The sequence below is a fragment of the Arthrobacter sp. 2762 genome, assembly GCF_040548745.1.
In the GTDB taxonomy this organism is placed as follows: Bacteria; Actinomycetota; Actinomycetes; order Actinomycetales; family Micrococcaceae; genus Arthrobacter.
This window is the reverse complement of the sequence record NZ_JBEPSI010000009.1, coordinates 56,164-71,506: the sequence shown is the minus strand read 5'-3', so window position 1 is coordinate 71,506 and position 15,343 is coordinate 56,164. Positions and strand designations below refer to the sequence as shown.

The following is a 15,343-nucleotide window of genomic DNA, read 5'->3' as shown; positions in this document are numbered from 1 at the left end:
CATGGCACGGAGGAACACCAATCGGCGGATTGGCATTGCCGATGTCGCGGAGAAGGCAGGCGTCTCGCACGCCACAGTGTCCCGCGTCATGAACGGTAACGCCGCCGTGGATCCTGGGATCGCTGCCCGCGTCAGGGCTGCAGCGGCCGAGCTCAAATACCAACCCAACCCCGTGGGACGAAGCCTGGCACTGGGCAAGACCGACACCATCGGCATTGTTGTCCCGGACCTGGCCAACCCCACCTTCCAGGCCATCCTTCGCGGACTGAGCATTGCAGCAGCCCAGGACGGGTATCGCGTCCTGATCGCGGATTCATCCGAAGTAACCAGTGAGGAAGCAATCCTTGCAGGAGAAGCCCGTCGCCGCTGCGATGGTGTGGTGCTCTGCGCACCCCGAATGGGCGATGCCGAACTTGAAGAGCTGGCACCTACCCTGCATCCGCTGGTACTCATCAACCGCACGACGGTGGCCACCAACACTCCAAGCCTCAGCGTGGACTACGGCCAAGGCATCCAGGAACTCGCCCAGCACCTGGTGGGCTTGGGTCACCGGCGGCTGGCCTTCCTCTCCGGCCCGGAGCACAGCGCATCCAACCGCCAGCGCTTGGTGGGCCTGGAAACATTCCGAAAAGAGCACCCGGAGATTGAACTCCAAATGCTGCACGGCGGGTCCAACTTCGACTCCGGACATGAATCCACCGAGGCCATCATCGCCAGTGGCGCAACGGGCATCCTGGCCTTCAACGACCTCGTCGCCATGGGTTTGCTCAGCGGCCTGCACGAGCACGGAGTGCGGGTTCCGGAAGACATCTCGGTGACGGGGTTCGACGACATCCCGTTCGCCAAGTACACCACTCCCCCGCTGACCACCGCCGCCGTACCCATCAATGAACTGGGGAGCCTGGCCTGGCGCAGGATGCGGGAGCAGATCCAGCAAGCAGGAGAATCCACCACGCAAGCCCAGGATGAGTTCTCGCCGCGGATGGAAATCCGCAAGAGCACCGCGGCCCCAGCCTTAAAGCCCGCCTAGAAATGCAACGCGGGGTCACTTTTGGCCCATCCGGACGTCCCACAGGGGCCATAAGTGACCCCGCGTTGCTCTATTCCCCGGCAGTCTGCGAGCCCACTCCGGCCTCTCTGTAGAAACCCTGGATGTGGGCGGCCACAAGATCTGCCGCCCGTCCGCCGTCGTTCGCGTTGACGGCTGCCAGAATCGCGTGGTGTTCCGCTCGAAGCCTGTCTGAGGTGGCCTTCCAGTCAGGCAGGTTTCCGGTGAGTTTCCCGGCGTAGTCTTCAATGGCGCCACGCAGTGACGCCATCATGGCACTGACCACGGTATTCCCGGCAGCGTGCGCCAGAGCCACATGGAACCGGGCATCAAGCGCCAGAAACGTCTCGATGTCCGCGCTGCTGTCCATTTGCTCGAGCAGCGCCGCCGCTTCATCAAGGGCCGGGGCGCCAACCTTGGCCCGCGCGGCCGCCCAGGATTCGAGCAACACCCGCGTCTCTACGATGTCAGCCACGGGAAGGTGGCGGGTTGCCACGTGGAGGCGGAGCGTGGAGCCCAGTGCAGAGCCGGGCTCGGCGATCACTACAGTTCCCGCATCCTTGCCCGAGCCAACTCCCGCGCGCACAACACCCATTGCTTCAAGGATCCGCACGGCCTCCCGCACAGACGTCCTGGATACCTGCAGCTGCTCGGCCATGGCCCGTTCTCCGGGGAGGCGTCCGCCGAGGGCGAGGTCGCCGTCGGATAGCTGCTTTTCTATCCACTGCAGGACTAGTTCGTGGGTACGCATACGGGAATACTAGTTGATGTGGTCCAACCACATGGCTTACAGTGTGGTTAGACCACAGTGGTAGGACCACAGAATTCCAAGGGAGAACCGCATGACCGACACCCTCGATCCGAAGATCACAGCGGGCCCGGCCAATGCCGGCAGCGACGAAACCGTCAACCGCCCGCCCCAGCCGACGCCCGCCGTCGTGCAACCTCCGGCACTGAAGCGGCGCTTACCCAAAGTGTCCGATCTGGCTCCATTGATGCAGTTCAAGAAGCCCGAATTCAGCAAGGCCGCCCGCCTCAAGCGCGCCAGCACCATCTGGGAACTTCGCGACATCGCCAAGCGTCGCACGCCGCAAGCACCCTTCGACTACACAGACGGGGCTGCGGAGGAAGAAATCACCCTGCGCCGGGCACGCCAGGCGTTCCAGGACATCGAATTCCGCCCCGGGATCCTTCGCGACGTCTCAAGGATTGACCTCCGCACGGACATTTTGGGGAAGGAGTCACGTCTCCCCTTCGGCATCGCCCCCACCGGATTCACCCGAATGATGCAGTCCGAGGGCGAATACGCCGGCTCCCAGGCCGCAGAAGCCGCAGGCATCCCCTACACGCTGTCAACCATGGGCACTGCTTCGATCGAGGACGTTGCTACGGCGGCTCCGAACGGCCGCAACTGGTTCCAGCTGTACCTGTGGACCGATCGTGGCCGCTCCCTGGAGTTGATCGAGCGCGCCGCAAAAGCAGGCAACGATACCCTCATGGTGACCGTCGATACCGCTGTAGCCGGGGCTCGGTTGAGGGACGTCCGTAACGGCATGACCATCCCGCCGGCGCTGACGCTCAAGACCGTCCTGGATGCGTCCTACCGACCCGCCTGGTGGTTCAACTTCCTGACCCATGAACCACTGACCTTCGCGTCGCTCTCCCGCTACACCGGCACGGTGGCGGACCTCATCAACTCAATGTTCGACCCCACGCTGACTTATGAGGACCTGGACTGGCTGCGTGAAACCTGGAAGGGCAAGCTCGTGGTCAAGGGCATCCAGACGGTTGAGGATGCCCGTAAGGTGGTGGACCACGGCGCTGATGGCATCGTCCTGTCCAACCACGGCGGCCGCCAACTGGACCGTGCACCCATCCCGTTCCACCTGCTTCCCGAGGTCACTTCGGCGCTGAGGGCTGACAACAGCACGGCTGCCGTCATGCTGGACACAGGCATCATGAGCGGCGCCGACATCGTGGCAGCCCTCGCCTTGGGGGCAGACTTTGCCTTGATCGGACGGGCCTACCTTTACGGACTAATGGCCGGCGGACGCGAGGGCGTGGACCGCACCATCCAGATCCTTGAGAAGGACATGACCCGCACCATGGCGCTGCTGGGCGTCAGCAAGGTGGCGGACTTGAACCCGGACCACGTGCGGTTGCTTCAGCGCTAAGGAACCCAACTGGGGGCGCTAGATCAGGCCTTGAGCCAGCATCGCGTCGGCTACCTTGACGAAGCCGCCGATGTTGGCGCCCACCACATAGTTACCAGGCGAACCATACTCTTCCGCGGTTGCTGCACAGCGGTCGTGGATGCCCACCATGATCTCGGTAAGCCGCTGTTCCGTGTGTTCGAATGACCACGAATCACGGCTGGCGTTCTGCTGCATTTCCAGCGCGGACGTAGCAACACCTCCTGCGTTGGCGGCTTTGCCTGGCCCGAACAGAATGCCGGCCTCCTGAAACACTGACACCGCCGAACGCGTGGACGGCATGTTGGCTCCCTCGGCCACCGCGATCAGGCCGTTGCTGACCAACTTGGCGGCGGCATCGCCGTCGAGCTCGTTTTGGGTGGCGCAAGGCAGCGCGACCGTGCCGTTAACGTCCCACACCGAACCACCCGCCACATAGCTGGATCCGGGCCGTCGAAGCGCGTATTCCGTAAGCCGGGCGCGCTCCACTTCCTTGATGTGGCGCAAGAGTCCGACGTCGATTCCTCCTTCGTCCACGATGTAACCGGCCGAGTCGGAACAGGCCACCACAGTTGCACCGAGCGACTGCGCTTTGGCAATCGCATTGATGGCTACATTTCCGGAACCGGACACCACAACACGCTGGCCGTCAAAGGAAGTGCCGCGGGTCTTGAGCATCTCCTGGGCAAAGATCACCGTGCCATAGCCTGTGGCTTCCGGCCGGACCAACGAGCCACCCCAGGAAATCCCCTTGCCGGTGAGGACCCCGGATTCGTAACGGTTTGTGATGCGCTTGTACTGGCCGAAGAGGAAGCCGATCTCGCGCCCGCCAACGCCCATGTCACCTGCAGGAACATCGGTGTACTCACCGATATGCCGGTACAGCTCGGTCATGAACGACTGGCAGAACCGCATGATCTCGGCATCCGAGCGTCCGCGGGGATCGAAGTCGGAACCGCCCTTGCCGCCGCCGATCGGCATGCCTGTGAGGGCATTTTTGAAGATCTGCTCAAAGCCGAGAAACTTGACGATTCCCAGGTAGACGGAGGGGTGGAACCGGAGTCCACCTTTGTAGGGACCGAGCGCCGAGTTGAACTCCACCCGAAAACCCCGGTTTACGTGGACTCGGCCAGAGTCGTCGGTCCACGGTACGCGGAAGATGATCTGCCGTTCAGGTTCGCAGAGACGCTCCAGCACGGCGCCTTCCAGGAATTCGGGGTGCCGGTCGTGAACCGGACCCAGGCTTTCGAAGACTTCGGTGACAGCCTGGTGGAACTCCTTCTCGCCCGGATTCCGCGCCAACACGTTGTCCCTGACAGCTTCGAGCCTCGAATCCATGCGTCTTCCTATCCCTCAGTGCGCCGACCGGCGGCGAGACGAATCAGTCCCGCTCATGGTTGCACCAATGGAGGTAGGATCTCCATCCGATGGGATTGTGACCATCGACTTGGAGTTAACACAACCGTAGAAAAACCCCGCAAACGCAAGGAAGCCTGACCCTAACGAAACCTCACAAGGTGTTGAAGATCACGTTGGATTGATCTGGACCTAGCGCACTAGCGCTTGCGACCGAATTTCGGGAGGTTGGGAAGGTTCGGGAGATTGGCCAGCAGATCCGCCGCTTTAGTGGCAGCGCGGCCAACAGTGCGGCCAATCTGCTGCGGGACGGTATCGTCCGATGCCGGATCCAGGGAGACGGGCGTCCCACTTGAGTGGACTTTCACGGCCTTGCTGACGGCGTCCGCACGAGTTGCAACGAGCTCCGGCACCGTGGGTTCCACAACCGAAGCCGCTTCAGCGGAAGCCACCGTTTGAGGGGCTGCTTCCACGGAAGGTCCGACGGCGGCGGTAGCCGAGGGTCCGACGTCGAACGTTTCCAGCCACGTAGCTACGCCGGCCAGCGGTTTCGGGTTCAGCGCGTAGTAGCGCTTCTGTCCCTGGGCGCGCATGCTGACGAGGTCAGCCTCGCGGAGCACCTTCAGATGCTTGGAGATAGTGGGCTGGCTTGCAGCCAGTTCTTCCACCAGTTCGCCTACAGCTTTATCCCCAGAGCGGAGTGAAACCAGGATGTCGCGCCTGGTTGCCTCAGCTATGACGGCAAATACGTCGTCAGTCACCATGCCTCCCACCCTAGCGACATATACGCCAAATGGCATCCCTGTTTCGTGCCGCGACGGCCCCCGTCAATCAGTCGAACCAGGGATCGAGCCCGTACAAAGGGAAGATCTCCTTACGCGTGGCAATCACCGTCCGGTCCACCTCGTCCGCGGGGTCGTAGCCAACTTCCCAGGAACGCCACCAGACATCCACGTCATCGCTCATCGACTCCGGAGCCCACACGCCGTAAGCCTCCCTGACATAGTTGCGCCAGGCTTCTGGCACGGGGGTGCTCAACGGTACCGGCCGCTGCGTCACCATCCCGATCAGGTGGCTCCAGGCACGTGGCACAACACCCGTAACGTCGTAGCCACCTCCGCCTGTGGCGATCCACCGGTTATCGCAGTACCTGGCTGCAAGGCTGGCGACGGCGCTGGCCGCCTCACGCTGCCCGTCCACGCTGAGGTTGAGGTGCGTCAGAGGATCCAGGCGGTGCGAATCACAGCCGTGCTGGCTGACAATCACCTCGGGGTTGAAGGCTCCAACCAGCTGCGGCACCACCGCGTGGAAGGCGCGAAGCCACGCGGCATCTCCGGTGAACGCCGGCAACGCGACATTGACAACCGTGCCGTGCGCATCCGGGCCGCCGGTTTCATTGGCGAAACCGGTTCCCGGAAACAGGGTAAGGCCGGACTCATGCAGGGAAATGGTCATGACGCGGGGGTCATTCCAAAAAATGCTTTGCGTTCCGTCACCGTGGTGGGCGTCGACGTCGATGCTGACGATGCGCCGCACACCGCCGTCCAGAAGCCGCTGGATGGCAATCGCGACGTCGTTGTAGACGCAAAAGCCGCTGGCACGGTCACGCGCCGCGTGGTGCATTCCGCCACTGAAATTTACTGCGCGGATGGCTTTGCCGGACAGGATCGATTCCGCGGCCAGCAAAGAACCACCGGCGAGTCGGGCGCTGGCCTCGTGCATGCCGGCGAACGCAGGATCATCCTCAGTCCCAAGACCGCGGTCTTCCTCCGGCATGCTCGGGTCCTCGCTGACCCGGCGCACGGCGTCCACATAGTCGGCGCTGTGGACCGAGCAAAGTTCGACGTCGGTGGCCAGCTCCGGCGCCTCCACCGCCACATGGCTGTGGTTGAAAAGACCAAGGGATTCCGCGAGCCTCGCTGTTAACTCCAGCCGCTGCGGGGCCATAGGATGGCTGGGACCAAAGTTGTAAGCAGTCATGGCTGGATCCCACACCACCGTCGTTGGCAGTGCGGACCGCGTAATGCTGGAAGCAGTTGTTCCAAGCCTGGAGTTCATCCAGAACAGGCTACCTGAGGCCGCGGGGCTCTACCGCCCGGTTACGCCGCAGGAATAGTGGTTTACTACTCAGGAAAGCATGTTCAACCGAGGAAGAACCCATGTCTCAAAGCCAGTCGCGCACCGCGAGCCCGGCCAACTGGCAATCCGGCCAGCAGGAACGTGAAGGTCTGTGGATTTTCACACGTGCGCGCGACTTCATTGACAACATCGCCAACACGTCCCCGGCCCGTCTGGCGCTGGTCGCTTTCGCCTCGGTGATCCTGCTTTTCACCGGCTTGTTGTCCTTGCCATTCTCCTCGGCTTCGGGCGAACCTACTCCTCTCCACCAGGCCATGTTCACGGCAGTTTCCAGTGTCTGCGTGACCGGCCTGACCGTGGTTTCCACCGCCACCCACTGGTCCTTCCTTGGCCAGCTCATTATTCTGGTGGGCATCTTTGTGGGCGGCCTCGGCACATTGACCCTCGCTTCGCTGTTGGCGCTCATGGTCAGCAAGCGGCTTGGTGTCCGCGGCAAGCTCATCGCCCAGGAGGCGATGAACAACGCCGGGAGGCTTGGTGAAGTGGGTACGCTGCTCCGCATCGTCATCGTGACATCGGTGGTGATCGAAGGTGCCCTTGCCTTGGCCCTGATCCCCCGCTTCATGCTCCTCGGGGAGCCCTTCTGGCAGTCGGTATGGCACGGGGTCTTCTACTCGATCTCGTCCTTCAACAATGCCGGGTTTACGCCGCACTCGGACGGAATCGTCCCTTACGAGACCGACCTCTGGATCCTGGTTCCACTCATGTTGGGCGTGTTCCTTGGCAGCCTCGGCTTCCCGGTAGTGATGGTTCTCCAGCAGAACGGCCTGAACTGGAAAAAGTGGAACCTCCACACCAAGCTCACCATCCAGGTATCTTTCATCCTGCTGCTCGCCGGCACGGTCCTGTGGGCGCTCATGGAATGGGACAACGTGCGGACCATCGCGCATATGGACCTTGGCGACAAGCTCATCCATTCCCTCTTTGCATCAGTGATGACGCGCTCAGGCGGGTTCAACCTGGTGGAACAAAACCATATGGAATCCACCACCATGCTCCTCACGGATGCCCTCATGTTTGCCGGTGGCGGCTCGGCGTCCACGGCCGGCGGAATCAAGGTGACCACTATCGCGGTCATGTTCCTCGCCATCGTCGCCGAGGCCCGCGGCGATGCCGACGTGAAGGTCTATGGCCGCACCATTCCCCAAGGCACCATGCGGGTGGCCATTTCCGTGATTGTTGCCGGTGCCACCCTTGTCTCGGTCGCGGCATTCCTGCTGCTCTCCATCAGCGGCGCAACACTGGACAGGGTGCTCTTTGAAACAATCTCCGCCTTTGCCACAGTGGGACTGAGCACCAACCTCAGCGCCGAGCTGCCGCCGTCGGGCGTTTACGTCCTGACCGCACTCATGTTCGCAGGCCGTGTGGGCACCGTAACCCTCGCTGCCGGCCTGGCCCTGCGCCAGCGCAGCCAGCTGTACCACTACCCGGAAGAGAGGCCAATCATTGGCTAGTACCACAGGGGCAGCGAACCGCCCCGCCCACAACGCACCAGTGCTGGTCATTGGCCTTGGCCGGTTCGGGTCGGCCACAGCCGAGCAATTGGTCAAGCAGGGCCGGGAAGTCCTGGCGATTGAACGTGACCGCACGCTCGTCCAGAAATGGGCGCCCGTGCTCACCCATGTGGTGGAGGCAGACGCCACCAACATCGATGCGTTGCGCCAGCTGGGGGCCCAGGAGTTCAGCTCCGCCGTGGTGGGCGTGGGCACGTCCATCGAGTCCTCGGTGCTCATCACCGTGAACCTGGTGGACCTGGGCATCCAACACCTCTGGGTCAAGGCGATCACCCCATCCCACGGCAAGATCCTCAGCCGGATCGGCGCAAACCACGTGATCTACCCGGAAGCCGACGCAGGCGTCCGTGCCGCGCACCTGGTGTCAGGGCGCATGCTGGACTTCATCGAGTTCGACGACGACTACGCGATCGTCAAGATGTATCCGCCCAAGGAAACCGTGGGCTTCACCCTGGAGGAATCCAAGGTGCGCTCCAAATACGGCGTGACGATCGTGGGCGTGAAGACTCCCGGCGAGGACTTCACGTATGCGCGGCCGGAAACCAAGGTGTCCGGCCACGACATGTTGATCGTGTCCGGACACGTGGACCTCCTGGAGCGCTTCGCAGCACGGCCCTAGGGCGCGGTTAGCCCAGCTGTTTTGTGATCTCGGCCGCGCGGTTGGCAGCCGCACGGGCTCCCTCAGCGATGATCCTGGGGATCCCGCCGTCGTCGAATGCTGCGATAGCCCGCTCGGTGGTGCCGTTGGGACTGGTTACGGCAACGCGAAGTGCAGTGGGGTCCGCCCCTGGTTCCGCCAGCATGAAACCGGCGCCCGCCACCGTTTCGCGGGCCAGCATGACGGATAGTTCGGCGTCCAGCCCCAATTCAACACCCGCAGCGGCCATGGCCTCAGCCAAATAGAACGCGTAGGCGGGGCCGGATCCACTGATGGCGGACAAGGCGTCCACCTGTTCCTCGGGCACCTCCACAACCTTGCCGGCTCCTGCCAGCGCTGCCTTCACACTCTCCAGCTGTTCCGGCGTGCAGTGCGTTCCGGGCGAAACGGATACGACGCCGCGACCCAGCTTTGCGGGTGTGTTCGGCATGGTGCGGATCACCGGCTGCCCCTCCGGGAGGGCGGCCTCAAGCTGCGCGATGGAAACCGCAGCTGCCACGCTCACAACAACGGTGTCCTTCGCGAGTGCCGGGCTGATTTCCCGGGCAAGGTCTGTAATGCCAACTGGCTTGACGCCAAGGATGACTATGCCTGAACCCTTGGCGGCGAGCTTGTTGTTGTCGGGCTCTTCCTCGCCGGCGATCGCCATAACGCCGTACCGCTGCGCAAGCTCTTCTGCGCGCTCGGCACGTCGGACAGTGGCGACGACATCGGATGGGTCAGCCCCGGCGGCAAGGAGACCGGCCAGAATTGCCTCGTTCATGGATCCACAGCCAAGGAATGCGATTCGGTTGCTCATTGCACCATCATGGCAGTTTGCCCATGGAGGGGTCGAACGCTGTCCGGATTCACAGCTTGTTCCCAAGAATATTGCAGGCAGCACCCAACCTTGGTCCGTAACTTAGTAGTTACCTCATTGAGGGTGCGAGTGATGAGGCGGGCATGGGGATGCCCGCCAACAGCACCGGTGGCCGGGGCGGGTTTTCCCCCATTTCCCGATTCGGCCGCCGGTGCTTTCGCTTTTAATGGCGTTGGCTTCCAAATTAGCGAGTTGGCTTCTAATTATCGTGCGACCGCACCAGCGGGATGCTGAGGTGCTGTCGAGCGAAACGAAGCGTTTCAGCCAACATTTCTTCACGCTCACCGGCCACCTTGGCCTTGCGGGTTGAAATCTCCGCCACCACAACACCACTGAAACCGTTGGAAGCAAGGTGTTGGAGGGCATCGGCGCACTGCTGCGTCCCCGTGCCCGGCACCAGGTGCTCGTCTTTCCCGGAACCTGAACCATCCGTGAGGTGAACGTGGCGGAGTTTGCTGCCCAGTGCCTGGATGGCTTCCAAACTGTTTGCCCCCGCAGTTGCCGCATGCGAGAAGTCCCAGGTGACGTCGTCGTAATCCTGTCCCAAGGGATCCCAGTGCGGCAGGTAGGCAACAGCTTCCCGTCCGCGGACGCGCCACGGGTACATGTTCTCCACCGCGATGTGAACTTGGTACATCGCCGCGATCTCCCGAACACCCGCAGCGAAGTTCTCGGCGTAGTTCGACTGCCAGCGGAACGGCGGATGGACCACCACCGTGTCGCAGCCGACTTCTCTGGCCATCTGGCAGGACTTCTCGATCTTGTTCCATGCAGCTCCCCAGACTTGCTGGGTGAGCAGCAGTGTGGGCGCGTGAATAGAGACGATCTGTTGGTGGTAACGATGGCTCAGCTGGATGAGGGCGTCAGGATTCTGGCTCACGGCGTTGTTGGTAACCATGACCTCAACGCCTTCATAACCAAGGTCCTGGGCAACCGCGAAAGCATCATGGACGCTCAGCGGATAAACGGAGGCACTGGACAGCGCCACGGGGATGTGGCGGCTATTTGCAACGGGCTCGACGTCGGTGCTCATCTCAGGAAGCCAGCCCGCCTGCCGCGGGGGCCGGAATTGGTGCGGGGGCAGGGTTGTTCACCGGCACCGGGAACTCCTCAAACGTGTGCTGGGGCTCGTCGTTGTCCGTCTTCTTGTCGCCTTCCTTGACTGCTTTTTTCTTGGACTTGTCCTTCTTGCGCTTCCCGACGTGCGGCGCGGGATCCACTGCATCATCGAAGACCAACTGGTCCAGGCGTCGAAGGATCAGCCCTTCCCGCAAAGCCCATGGACAGATTTCCATCTTAGGGAATTCAAAGAGCTCCAACGCGGCCTCCGCCACCAAAGCCCCGGCCAGCAATTGTCGGGCGCGCGCATCTGAAACGCCCGGGAGGTATAGGCGGTCCTCAACTTTCATGGCGGATATGCGCTGGGCCCACAAGCCAAGATCGGCGGCGTGGAGTTCCCGTTTCACATACGGACCGGCCGCGCTGGGGGCAGCACCAGCGATCCGTGCAAGGGAGCGGAACGTCTTGGAGGTACCCGCCACCAGGTTGGCCCGGCCAAGCTCGTGGAAATTGCGGACAACAGGCTTGAGGGTAGAGCGAATGTACCGCCTTAGCTCCTTGACGCTCTTGGCGCTGGGTGGATCATCATGGAGCCAATCCCGCGTCAACCTGCTGGCTCCCAACGGAACGGAGGTAGCGAATTCCGGGAGTTCGTCCGTGCCGTAGGCCATTTCGAAGGATCCCCCGCCAATGTCCAGATCCAGAATCGGGCCGGCGCCCCAGCCATACCAACGACGAACGGCAAAGAAAGTCATGGACGCTTCTTCGCTACCAGTGAGCTCCTGGAGAGTCACCGTGGTCTCGTGTTTCACCCGGGCCAGGACCTCGGCGCCGTTGGTAGCCTCACGGATTGCCGAGGTACAAAACGCGAGCAAATCCTCGGCCTTGTGGCGTGCTGCGAATTCCCACGCCTCCAAGACGAACTCAATCAGCTCAGTCTGGCCGGCATCGTTGATGTTGCCATCGCCGTCGAGGTATTGCACCAGGGAGAGTGGCCGTTTGTGGGAGGCAAAAGCCACTGGGCGGGCACCGGGATGGGCGTCCACGAGCAGCAGGTGGACGGTGTTTGAACCGATATCGAGAACGCCAAGACGCATTCTGCCATTATTCACTGATTCGAAGCCGGGGAAGCAACTTGGCGTCCACGTTTCGCTGACAGGCAGAGGTCCTGTGCTCAGGATGCCAGCTATTCCGTTGGCTCCCCTGCTTCGTCTGCCCGTTTGAAGTCGCGGCGAATGTTGGCGATTCCCTCAGGATCGATTTCGAAGCCATATTCGCTTCCGGGGTTGATGACCATACCCAGTTCGTCGCCGATGTTACCGAGGATCGCCGAGCCCATGGTGCCCAGAATGTGCGGGGCCGCTTCCAGGAAACGCTCGTCCACACGGCTCGGGTGGCTGAACACCGCCAGAACGGGCTGTCCATCGGCGTTGGAAAGGACCAATGGCTCTACGGCAGAATCCGGTCCATCCACTGCTTCGGAACTGATGAGGTAGACCTCGTTGTTCAGGAAAGCAAGGATGACATCTACCGGGTTGGCGTCCGGCTGTTCAGCCAACGCGAGCTTCGCTTCGAGGTCGTTCAAGGGTCCGTTGTCCGGTGAAGCCGTCTGTTCAGTCATGGTTCTACTCGACCACGATGCCGTCCGGGACGCAATTCGCTTGCTTCCCGGACGGCACCTTGTCTTGTTGCTGCGTTACTTTTTGGCTGCGTTACTTTTTGGCGGCGGCTTTCTTGGCCGGCGCCTTGCGCGTAGTGGTTCGCTTGACGGGGCCCTTGGCCCGCTTCTCGGCAAGAAGTTCGACGGCGCGTTCCCGGGTCAGTTCCTCAAGGGAGGTTGAGCGCGGGACCGTGATGTTCGTGACGCCATCAGTGATGTACGGACCGAAACGGCCCTCCTTCACGACGATGTTCTTCTCCGACACGGGGTCCGGGCCAAACTCGGCCAGTGGAGGCACGGCGGCACGGGCACCACGCTGCTTGGGCTGGGAGTAGATCTCCAAGGCCTGTTCCAGCGTGATGGTGAAGATTTCTTCTTCGGATCCGATGGAACGGGAGTCCGTGCCCTTCTTCAGGTAAGGTCCGAACCGGCCGTTCTGGACGGTGATGACATTTCCTTCAGCGTCCTCGCCAAGCACCCGGGGCAGGCTCATAAGCTGCAGGGCCTCATCCAAGGTGACGCTGTCCACGGTCATGGACTTGAACAGCGAACCTGTGCGTGGCTTGGCTTTCACCGGCTTCTTTGGAGGCTTGGGCTTGCCGTTCTTGTAGTACTCAACGGGCTGGTTTGCCAGCTGTTCCTCGGTCATCTCGGGGATGATCTCGGTGACGTAGGCGCCGTAACGGCCATTCTTGGCAACCACGGTATGGCCGGTGTGTGGATCGGTTCCCAGGACGCGTTCCTCGGGAGCCGCAGTTTCCATGAGCTCGATTGCCTTGGCGGCTGTCAACTCATCCGGAGCGAGTTCTTCCGGGACGTTGGCCCGTACGGACTCCACCACTTCACCGGTCTTCTCATCAACGGTGGGGATGCTGCTTTCCAGGTACGGGCCGAACTTACCCACACGCAGGGTGATGCCCTCGGCTATGGGCACGGAGTTGATCTCGCGGGCGTCAATCTCGCCGAGGTTGTTCACGATGCTCAACAGCCCGGGATCAGCGTCTTCACCATAGTAGAAGTGCTTCAGCCACGCTGCGCCCACGGCCTGGCCGTTGGCGATTTTGTCCAGATCGCCTTCCATGTCGGCGGTGAACTCGTAGTCGACATAATCCGTGAAGTGCTGCTCAAGCAAGCGAATCACCGAGAAGGCGATCCAGCTGGGAACCAGGGCAGAGCCTTGTTTGCGGACATAACCGCGATCCTGGATGGTGGAAATCGTGGAGGCATACGTCGACGGACGGCCGATGCCCTTCTTTTCCAGCTCAGCCGTCAGCGAGGCTTCGGTGTAGCGCGGAGGCGGTGAGGTTTCGTGCCCCACGGCGACGATGTCCGAGGCCTGCAGGGAGTCATCCTTGGCCACGTTGGGCAGCCGGCGCGCTTCATCGGAGTCTTCATCTCCGCGGCTCTCGTCCTTGCCCTCCTCATAGGCGGCGAGGAAGCCGGGGAAGGTGATGACGGTACCCGAGGCCGAGAATTCAGCGTCGCGTCCGTCAACTGCTACGGCACCCAGCCGGATGGTGGCTGTGGAGCCCTTGGCGTCGGCCATCTGGGATGCGACCGTACGCTTCCAGATGAGCTCGTACAACCGGAATTCGTCTCCGCTGAGCTGCTTGGCCACCTGGGCGGGGGTGCGGAACGAGTCACCTGCGGGGCGGATGGCCTCGTGGGCCTCTTGCGCATTTGCAGCTTTGTTGGCGTACACGCGTGGGCTTTGGGGCACGTACTCGGGGCCGTAGAGCTCCGCGGCCTGGCGCCGGGCTGCTGTGACAGCTTCATCGCTCAAGGCAGAGGAGTCCGTACGCATATAAGTGATGTAGCCGTTTTCGTACAGGCGCTGGGCGACCTGCATGGTGCTCTTCGAGGAGAAGCGGAGCTTTCGGCCGGCCTCCTGCTGCAGCGTGGAGGTGGTGAACGGTGCGGCAGGACGGCGGGTGTACGGCTTGGTATCTACAGACCGAACGCGGAAATCGGCGTTCTGCAGACCTGCGGCCAATGACGTTGCGAGTTCCTCGTTGAGGTGAACCACGTTGGAGGATGTGAGCTGGCCATTGTCGTTAAAGTCACGACCACTGGCGACCTTGGAACCGTCCACCGCGGCAAGCTTTGCCTTGAACGATCCCGAGTCGGCTCCGAACTGTCCGGTCAGGTCCCAGTAGGAAGCGGCCCGGAAAGCCATGCGTTCACGTTCGCGGTCAACCACCATGCGGGTAACCACGGACTGAACACGTCCCGCGGAGAGCCCCCTGGCAACCTTGCGCCACAGAACCGGGGAGATTTCGTAGCCGTAGAGTCGGTCCAGGATACGCCGGGTCTCCTGGGCATCAACCAGGGCGGTATCGACGTCCCGCAGGTTATCCATGGCACGGTGAATCGCTTCCTTGGTGATTTCACCGAAAGTCATGCGATACACGGGAACTTTGGGTTTCAGGACCTCAAGCAGGTGCCACGCGATGGCTTCGCCCTCGCGGTCCCCATCGGTTGCGAGATAGAGCGCGTCAGCGTCTTTCAGCTGGGCCTTGAGCTCGGCGACCTTCTTCTTCTTGTCCGGGGATACGACGTAGTACGGCTTGAAGTCGTTTTCGATGTCGACGGCGAACTTACCCAGCGAAGTCTTCTTGAGTTCTGCAGGGAGGTCCGATGGCTGCGGGAGATCCCGGATATGGCCGATGGAAGCCTCGACGATGAAGCCCTCGCCAAGATACTTGGCGATGGTCTTGCTCTTGGCCGGAGACTCCACGATCACGAGTTTCTTGCCGGTTTTTGCCTTGCTGGGCACGGTGCTCCTACAGAAAAAATGTGTAATTGGGCTGGTGCCCATATTGGCCTAGTTCACCATAGATTGCAGAATCCTGCGTTCT

General features: G+C 61.9%; 14 protein-coding genes. 5 read left to right on the top strand and 9 right to left on the bottom strand.

Annotated features, from left to right (window positions below; all coding sequences use genetic code 11):
- The first annotated feature begins 1 nt into the window (after position 1).
- Positions 2 to 1,030 (top strand): LacI family DNA-binding transcriptional regulator, encoded by a 1,029-nt coding sequence (locus ABIE18_RS16675; RefSeq protein ID WP_499723754.1) that lies wholly within the window; start codon positions 2 to 4, stop codon positions 1,028 to 1,030.
- A gap of 70 nt (positions 1,031 to 1,100) precedes the next feature.
- Here ABIE18_RS16675 and ABIE18_RS16670 read toward each other — a convergent pair whose 3' ends face one another.
- Positions 1,101 to 1,799 (bottom strand): FadR/GntR family transcriptional regulator, encoded by a 699-nt coding sequence (locus tag ABIE18_RS16670; RefSeq protein WP_499723753.1) that lies wholly within the window; start codon positions 1,797 to 1,799, stop codon positions 1,101 to 1,103.
- Positions 1,800 to 1,890: 91 nt separating this feature from the next.
- On the opposite strand from ABIE18_RS16670, the gene ABIE18_RS16665 reads away from it, so the two are divergent.
- Positions 1,891 to 3,222 (top strand): alpha-hydroxy acid oxidase, encoded by a 1,332-nt coding sequence (locus tag ABIE18_RS16665; RefSeq protein ID WP_499723752.1) that lies wholly within the window; start codon positions 1,891 to 1,893, stop codon positions 3,220 to 3,222.
- 18 nt (positions 3,223 to 3,240) lie between these two features.
- Here ABIE18_RS16665 and gdhA read toward each other — a convergent pair whose 3' ends face one another.
- The 3 genes from gdhA to ABIE18_RS16650 all read right to left on the bottom strand — a co-directional run bounded on the left by gdhA (position 3,241) and on the right by ABIE18_RS16650 (position 6,576).
- The gene (gene gdhA / locus ABIE18_RS16660) at positions 3,241 to 4,578 is read right to left on the bottom strand and encodes an NADP-specific glutamate dehydrogenase (protein ID WP_499723751.1); all 1,338 of its coding nucleotides are present in this window, start codon (positions 4,576 to 4,578) and stop codon (positions 3,241 to 3,243) included.
- Positions 4,579 to 4,796: 218 nt separating this feature from the next.
- Positions 4,797 to 5,360 (bottom strand): ArsR/SmtB family transcription factor, encoded by a 564-nt coding sequence (locus ABIE18_RS16655; protein ID WP_499723750.1) that lies wholly within the window; start codon positions 5,358 to 5,360, stop codon positions 4,797 to 4,799.
- A 67-nt stretch (positions 5,361 to 5,427) separates the two neighbouring features.
- On the bottom strand, positions 5,428 to 6,576 hold the full coding sequence (locus tag ABIE18_RS16650; RefSeq protein WP_499723749.1) for an acetoin utilization protein AcuC: 1,149 nt from the start codon (positions 6,574 to 6,576) through the stop codon (positions 5,428 to 5,430).
- Between ABIE18_RS16650 and ABIE18_RS16645 the strand changes: the two genes are divergently transcribed.
- Genes ABIE18_RS16645 through ABIE18_RS16635 form a run of 3 tightly spaced genes read left to right on the top strand, consistent with a single transcriptional unit; the run spans position 6,575 to position 8,868 of the window.
- The gene (locus tag ABIE18_RS16645; RefSeq protein WP_223946834.1) at positions 6,575 to 6,712 is read left to right on the top strand and encodes a hypothetical protein; all 138 of its coding nucleotides are present in this window, start codon (positions 6,575 to 6,577) and stop codon (positions 6,710 to 6,712) included. The two genes, ABIE18_RS16650 and ABIE18_RS16645, sit on opposite strands and share 2 nt — an antisense overlap.
- 43 nt (positions 6,713 to 6,755) lie before the next feature.
- On the top strand, positions 6,756 to 8,189 hold the full coding sequence (locus tag ABIE18_RS16640; protein WP_499723748.1) for a TrkH family potassium uptake protein: 1,434 nt from the start codon (positions 6,756 to 6,758) through the stop codon (positions 8,187 to 8,189).
- 40 nt (positions 8,190 to 8,229) lie between these two features.
- The gene (locus tag ABIE18_RS16635) at positions 8,230 to 8,868 is read left to right on the top strand and encodes a potassium channel family protein (protein ID WP_377652913.1); all 639 of its coding nucleotides are present in this window, start codon (positions 8,230 to 8,232) and stop codon (positions 8,866 to 8,868) included.
- A gap of 7 nt (positions 8,869 to 8,875) precedes the next feature.
- On the opposite strand, the gene proC is transcribed toward ABIE18_RS16635, so the two are convergent.
- The 5 genes from proC to topA all read right to left on the bottom strand — a co-directional run bounded on the left by proC (position 8,876) and on the right by topA (position 15,261).
- Positions 8,876 to 9,706, bottom strand: a complete 831-nt coding sequence (gene proC / locus ABIE18_RS16630) for a pyrroline-5-carboxylate reductase (protein ID WP_499723747.1) — start codon at positions 9,704 to 9,706, stop codon at positions 8,876 to 8,878.
- A 259-nt stretch (positions 9,707 to 9,965) separates the two neighbouring features.
- Entirely contained in the window at positions 9,966 to 10,799 is an 834-nt protein-coding gene (locus ABIE18_RS16625) for a sugar phosphate isomerase/epimerase family protein (protein ID WP_477516418.1), read from the bottom strand.
- Between the two features lies 1 nt (position 10,800).
- On the bottom strand, positions 10,801 to 11,922 hold the full coding sequence (locus ABIE18_RS16620) for a Ppx/GppA phosphatase family protein (RefSeq protein WP_499723746.1): 1,122 nt from the start codon (positions 11,920 to 11,922) through the stop codon (positions 10,801 to 10,803).
- Between the two features lie 89 nt (positions 11,923 to 12,011).
- Positions 12,012 to 12,446 carry an SseB family protein gene (locus tag ABIE18_RS16615; protein WP_224165298.1) on the bottom strand — a complete coding sequence of 145 codons (435 nt, stop codon included), beginning with the start codon at positions 12,444 to 12,446 and terminating at the stop codon, positions 12,012 to 12,014.
- Positions 12,447 to 12,537: 91 nt separating this feature from the next.
- Positions 12,538 to 15,261 (bottom strand): type I DNA topoisomerase, encoded by a 2,724-nt coding sequence (topA, locus tag ABIE18_RS16610; RefSeq protein ID WP_499723745.1) that lies wholly within the window; start codon positions 15,259 to 15,261, stop codon positions 12,538 to 12,540.
- Positions 15,262 to 15,343 lie beyond the last annotated feature (82 nt).

Excerpts from the sequence above, each read along its gene's own strand:
- ABIE18_RS16675 (WP_499723754.1), top strand. The coding sequence starts at position 2 with ATGGCACGGAGGAACACCAATCGGCGGATTGGCATTGCCGATGTCGCG.
- ABIE18_RS16670 (WP_499723753.1), bottom strand. The coding sequence starts at position 1,799 with ATGCGTACCCACGAACTAGTCCTGCAGTGGATAGAAAAGCAGCTATCC.
- ABIE18_RS16645 (WP_223946834.1), top strand. The coding sequence starts at position 6,575 with ATGGCTGGATCCCACACCACCGTCGTTGGCAGTGCGGACCGCGTAATG.
- proC (WP_499723747.1), bottom strand. The coding sequence starts at position 9,706 with ATGAGCAACCGAATCGCATTCCTTGGCTGTGGATCCATGAACGAGGCA.
- ABIE18_RS16620 (WP_499723746.1), bottom strand. The coding sequence starts at position 11,922 with ATGCGTCTTGGCGTTCTCGATATCGGTTCAAACACCGTCCACCTGCTG.
- ABIE18_RS16640 (WP_499723748.1), top strand. The coding sequence starts at position 6,756 with ATGTCTCAAAGCCAGTCGCGCACCGCGAGCCCGGCCAACTGGCAATCC.
- ABIE18_RS16615 (WP_224165298.1), bottom strand. The coding sequence starts at position 12,446 with ATGACTGAACAGACGGCTTCACCGGACAACGGACCCTTGAACGACCTC.
- ABIE18_RS16650 (WP_499723749.1), bottom strand. The coding sequence starts at position 6,576 with ATGACTGCTTACAACTTTGGTCCCAGCCATCCTATGGCCCCGCAGCGG.
- ABIE18_RS16665 (WP_499723752.1), top strand. The coding sequence starts at position 1,891 with ATGACCGACACCCTCGATCCGAAGATCACAGCGGGCCCGGCCAATGCC.
- ABIE18_RS16625 (WP_477516418.1), bottom strand. The coding sequence starts at position 10,799 with ATGAGCACCGACGTCGAGCCCGTTGCAAATAGCCGCCACATCCCCGTG.
- ABIE18_RS16655 (WP_499723750.1), bottom strand. The coding sequence starts at position 5,360 with ATGGTGACTGACGACGTATTTGCCGTCATAGCTGAGGCAACCAGGCGC.
- gdhA (WP_499723751.1), bottom strand. The coding sequence starts at position 4,578 with ATGGATTCGAGGCTCGAAGCTGTCAGGGACAACGTGTTGGCGCGGAAT.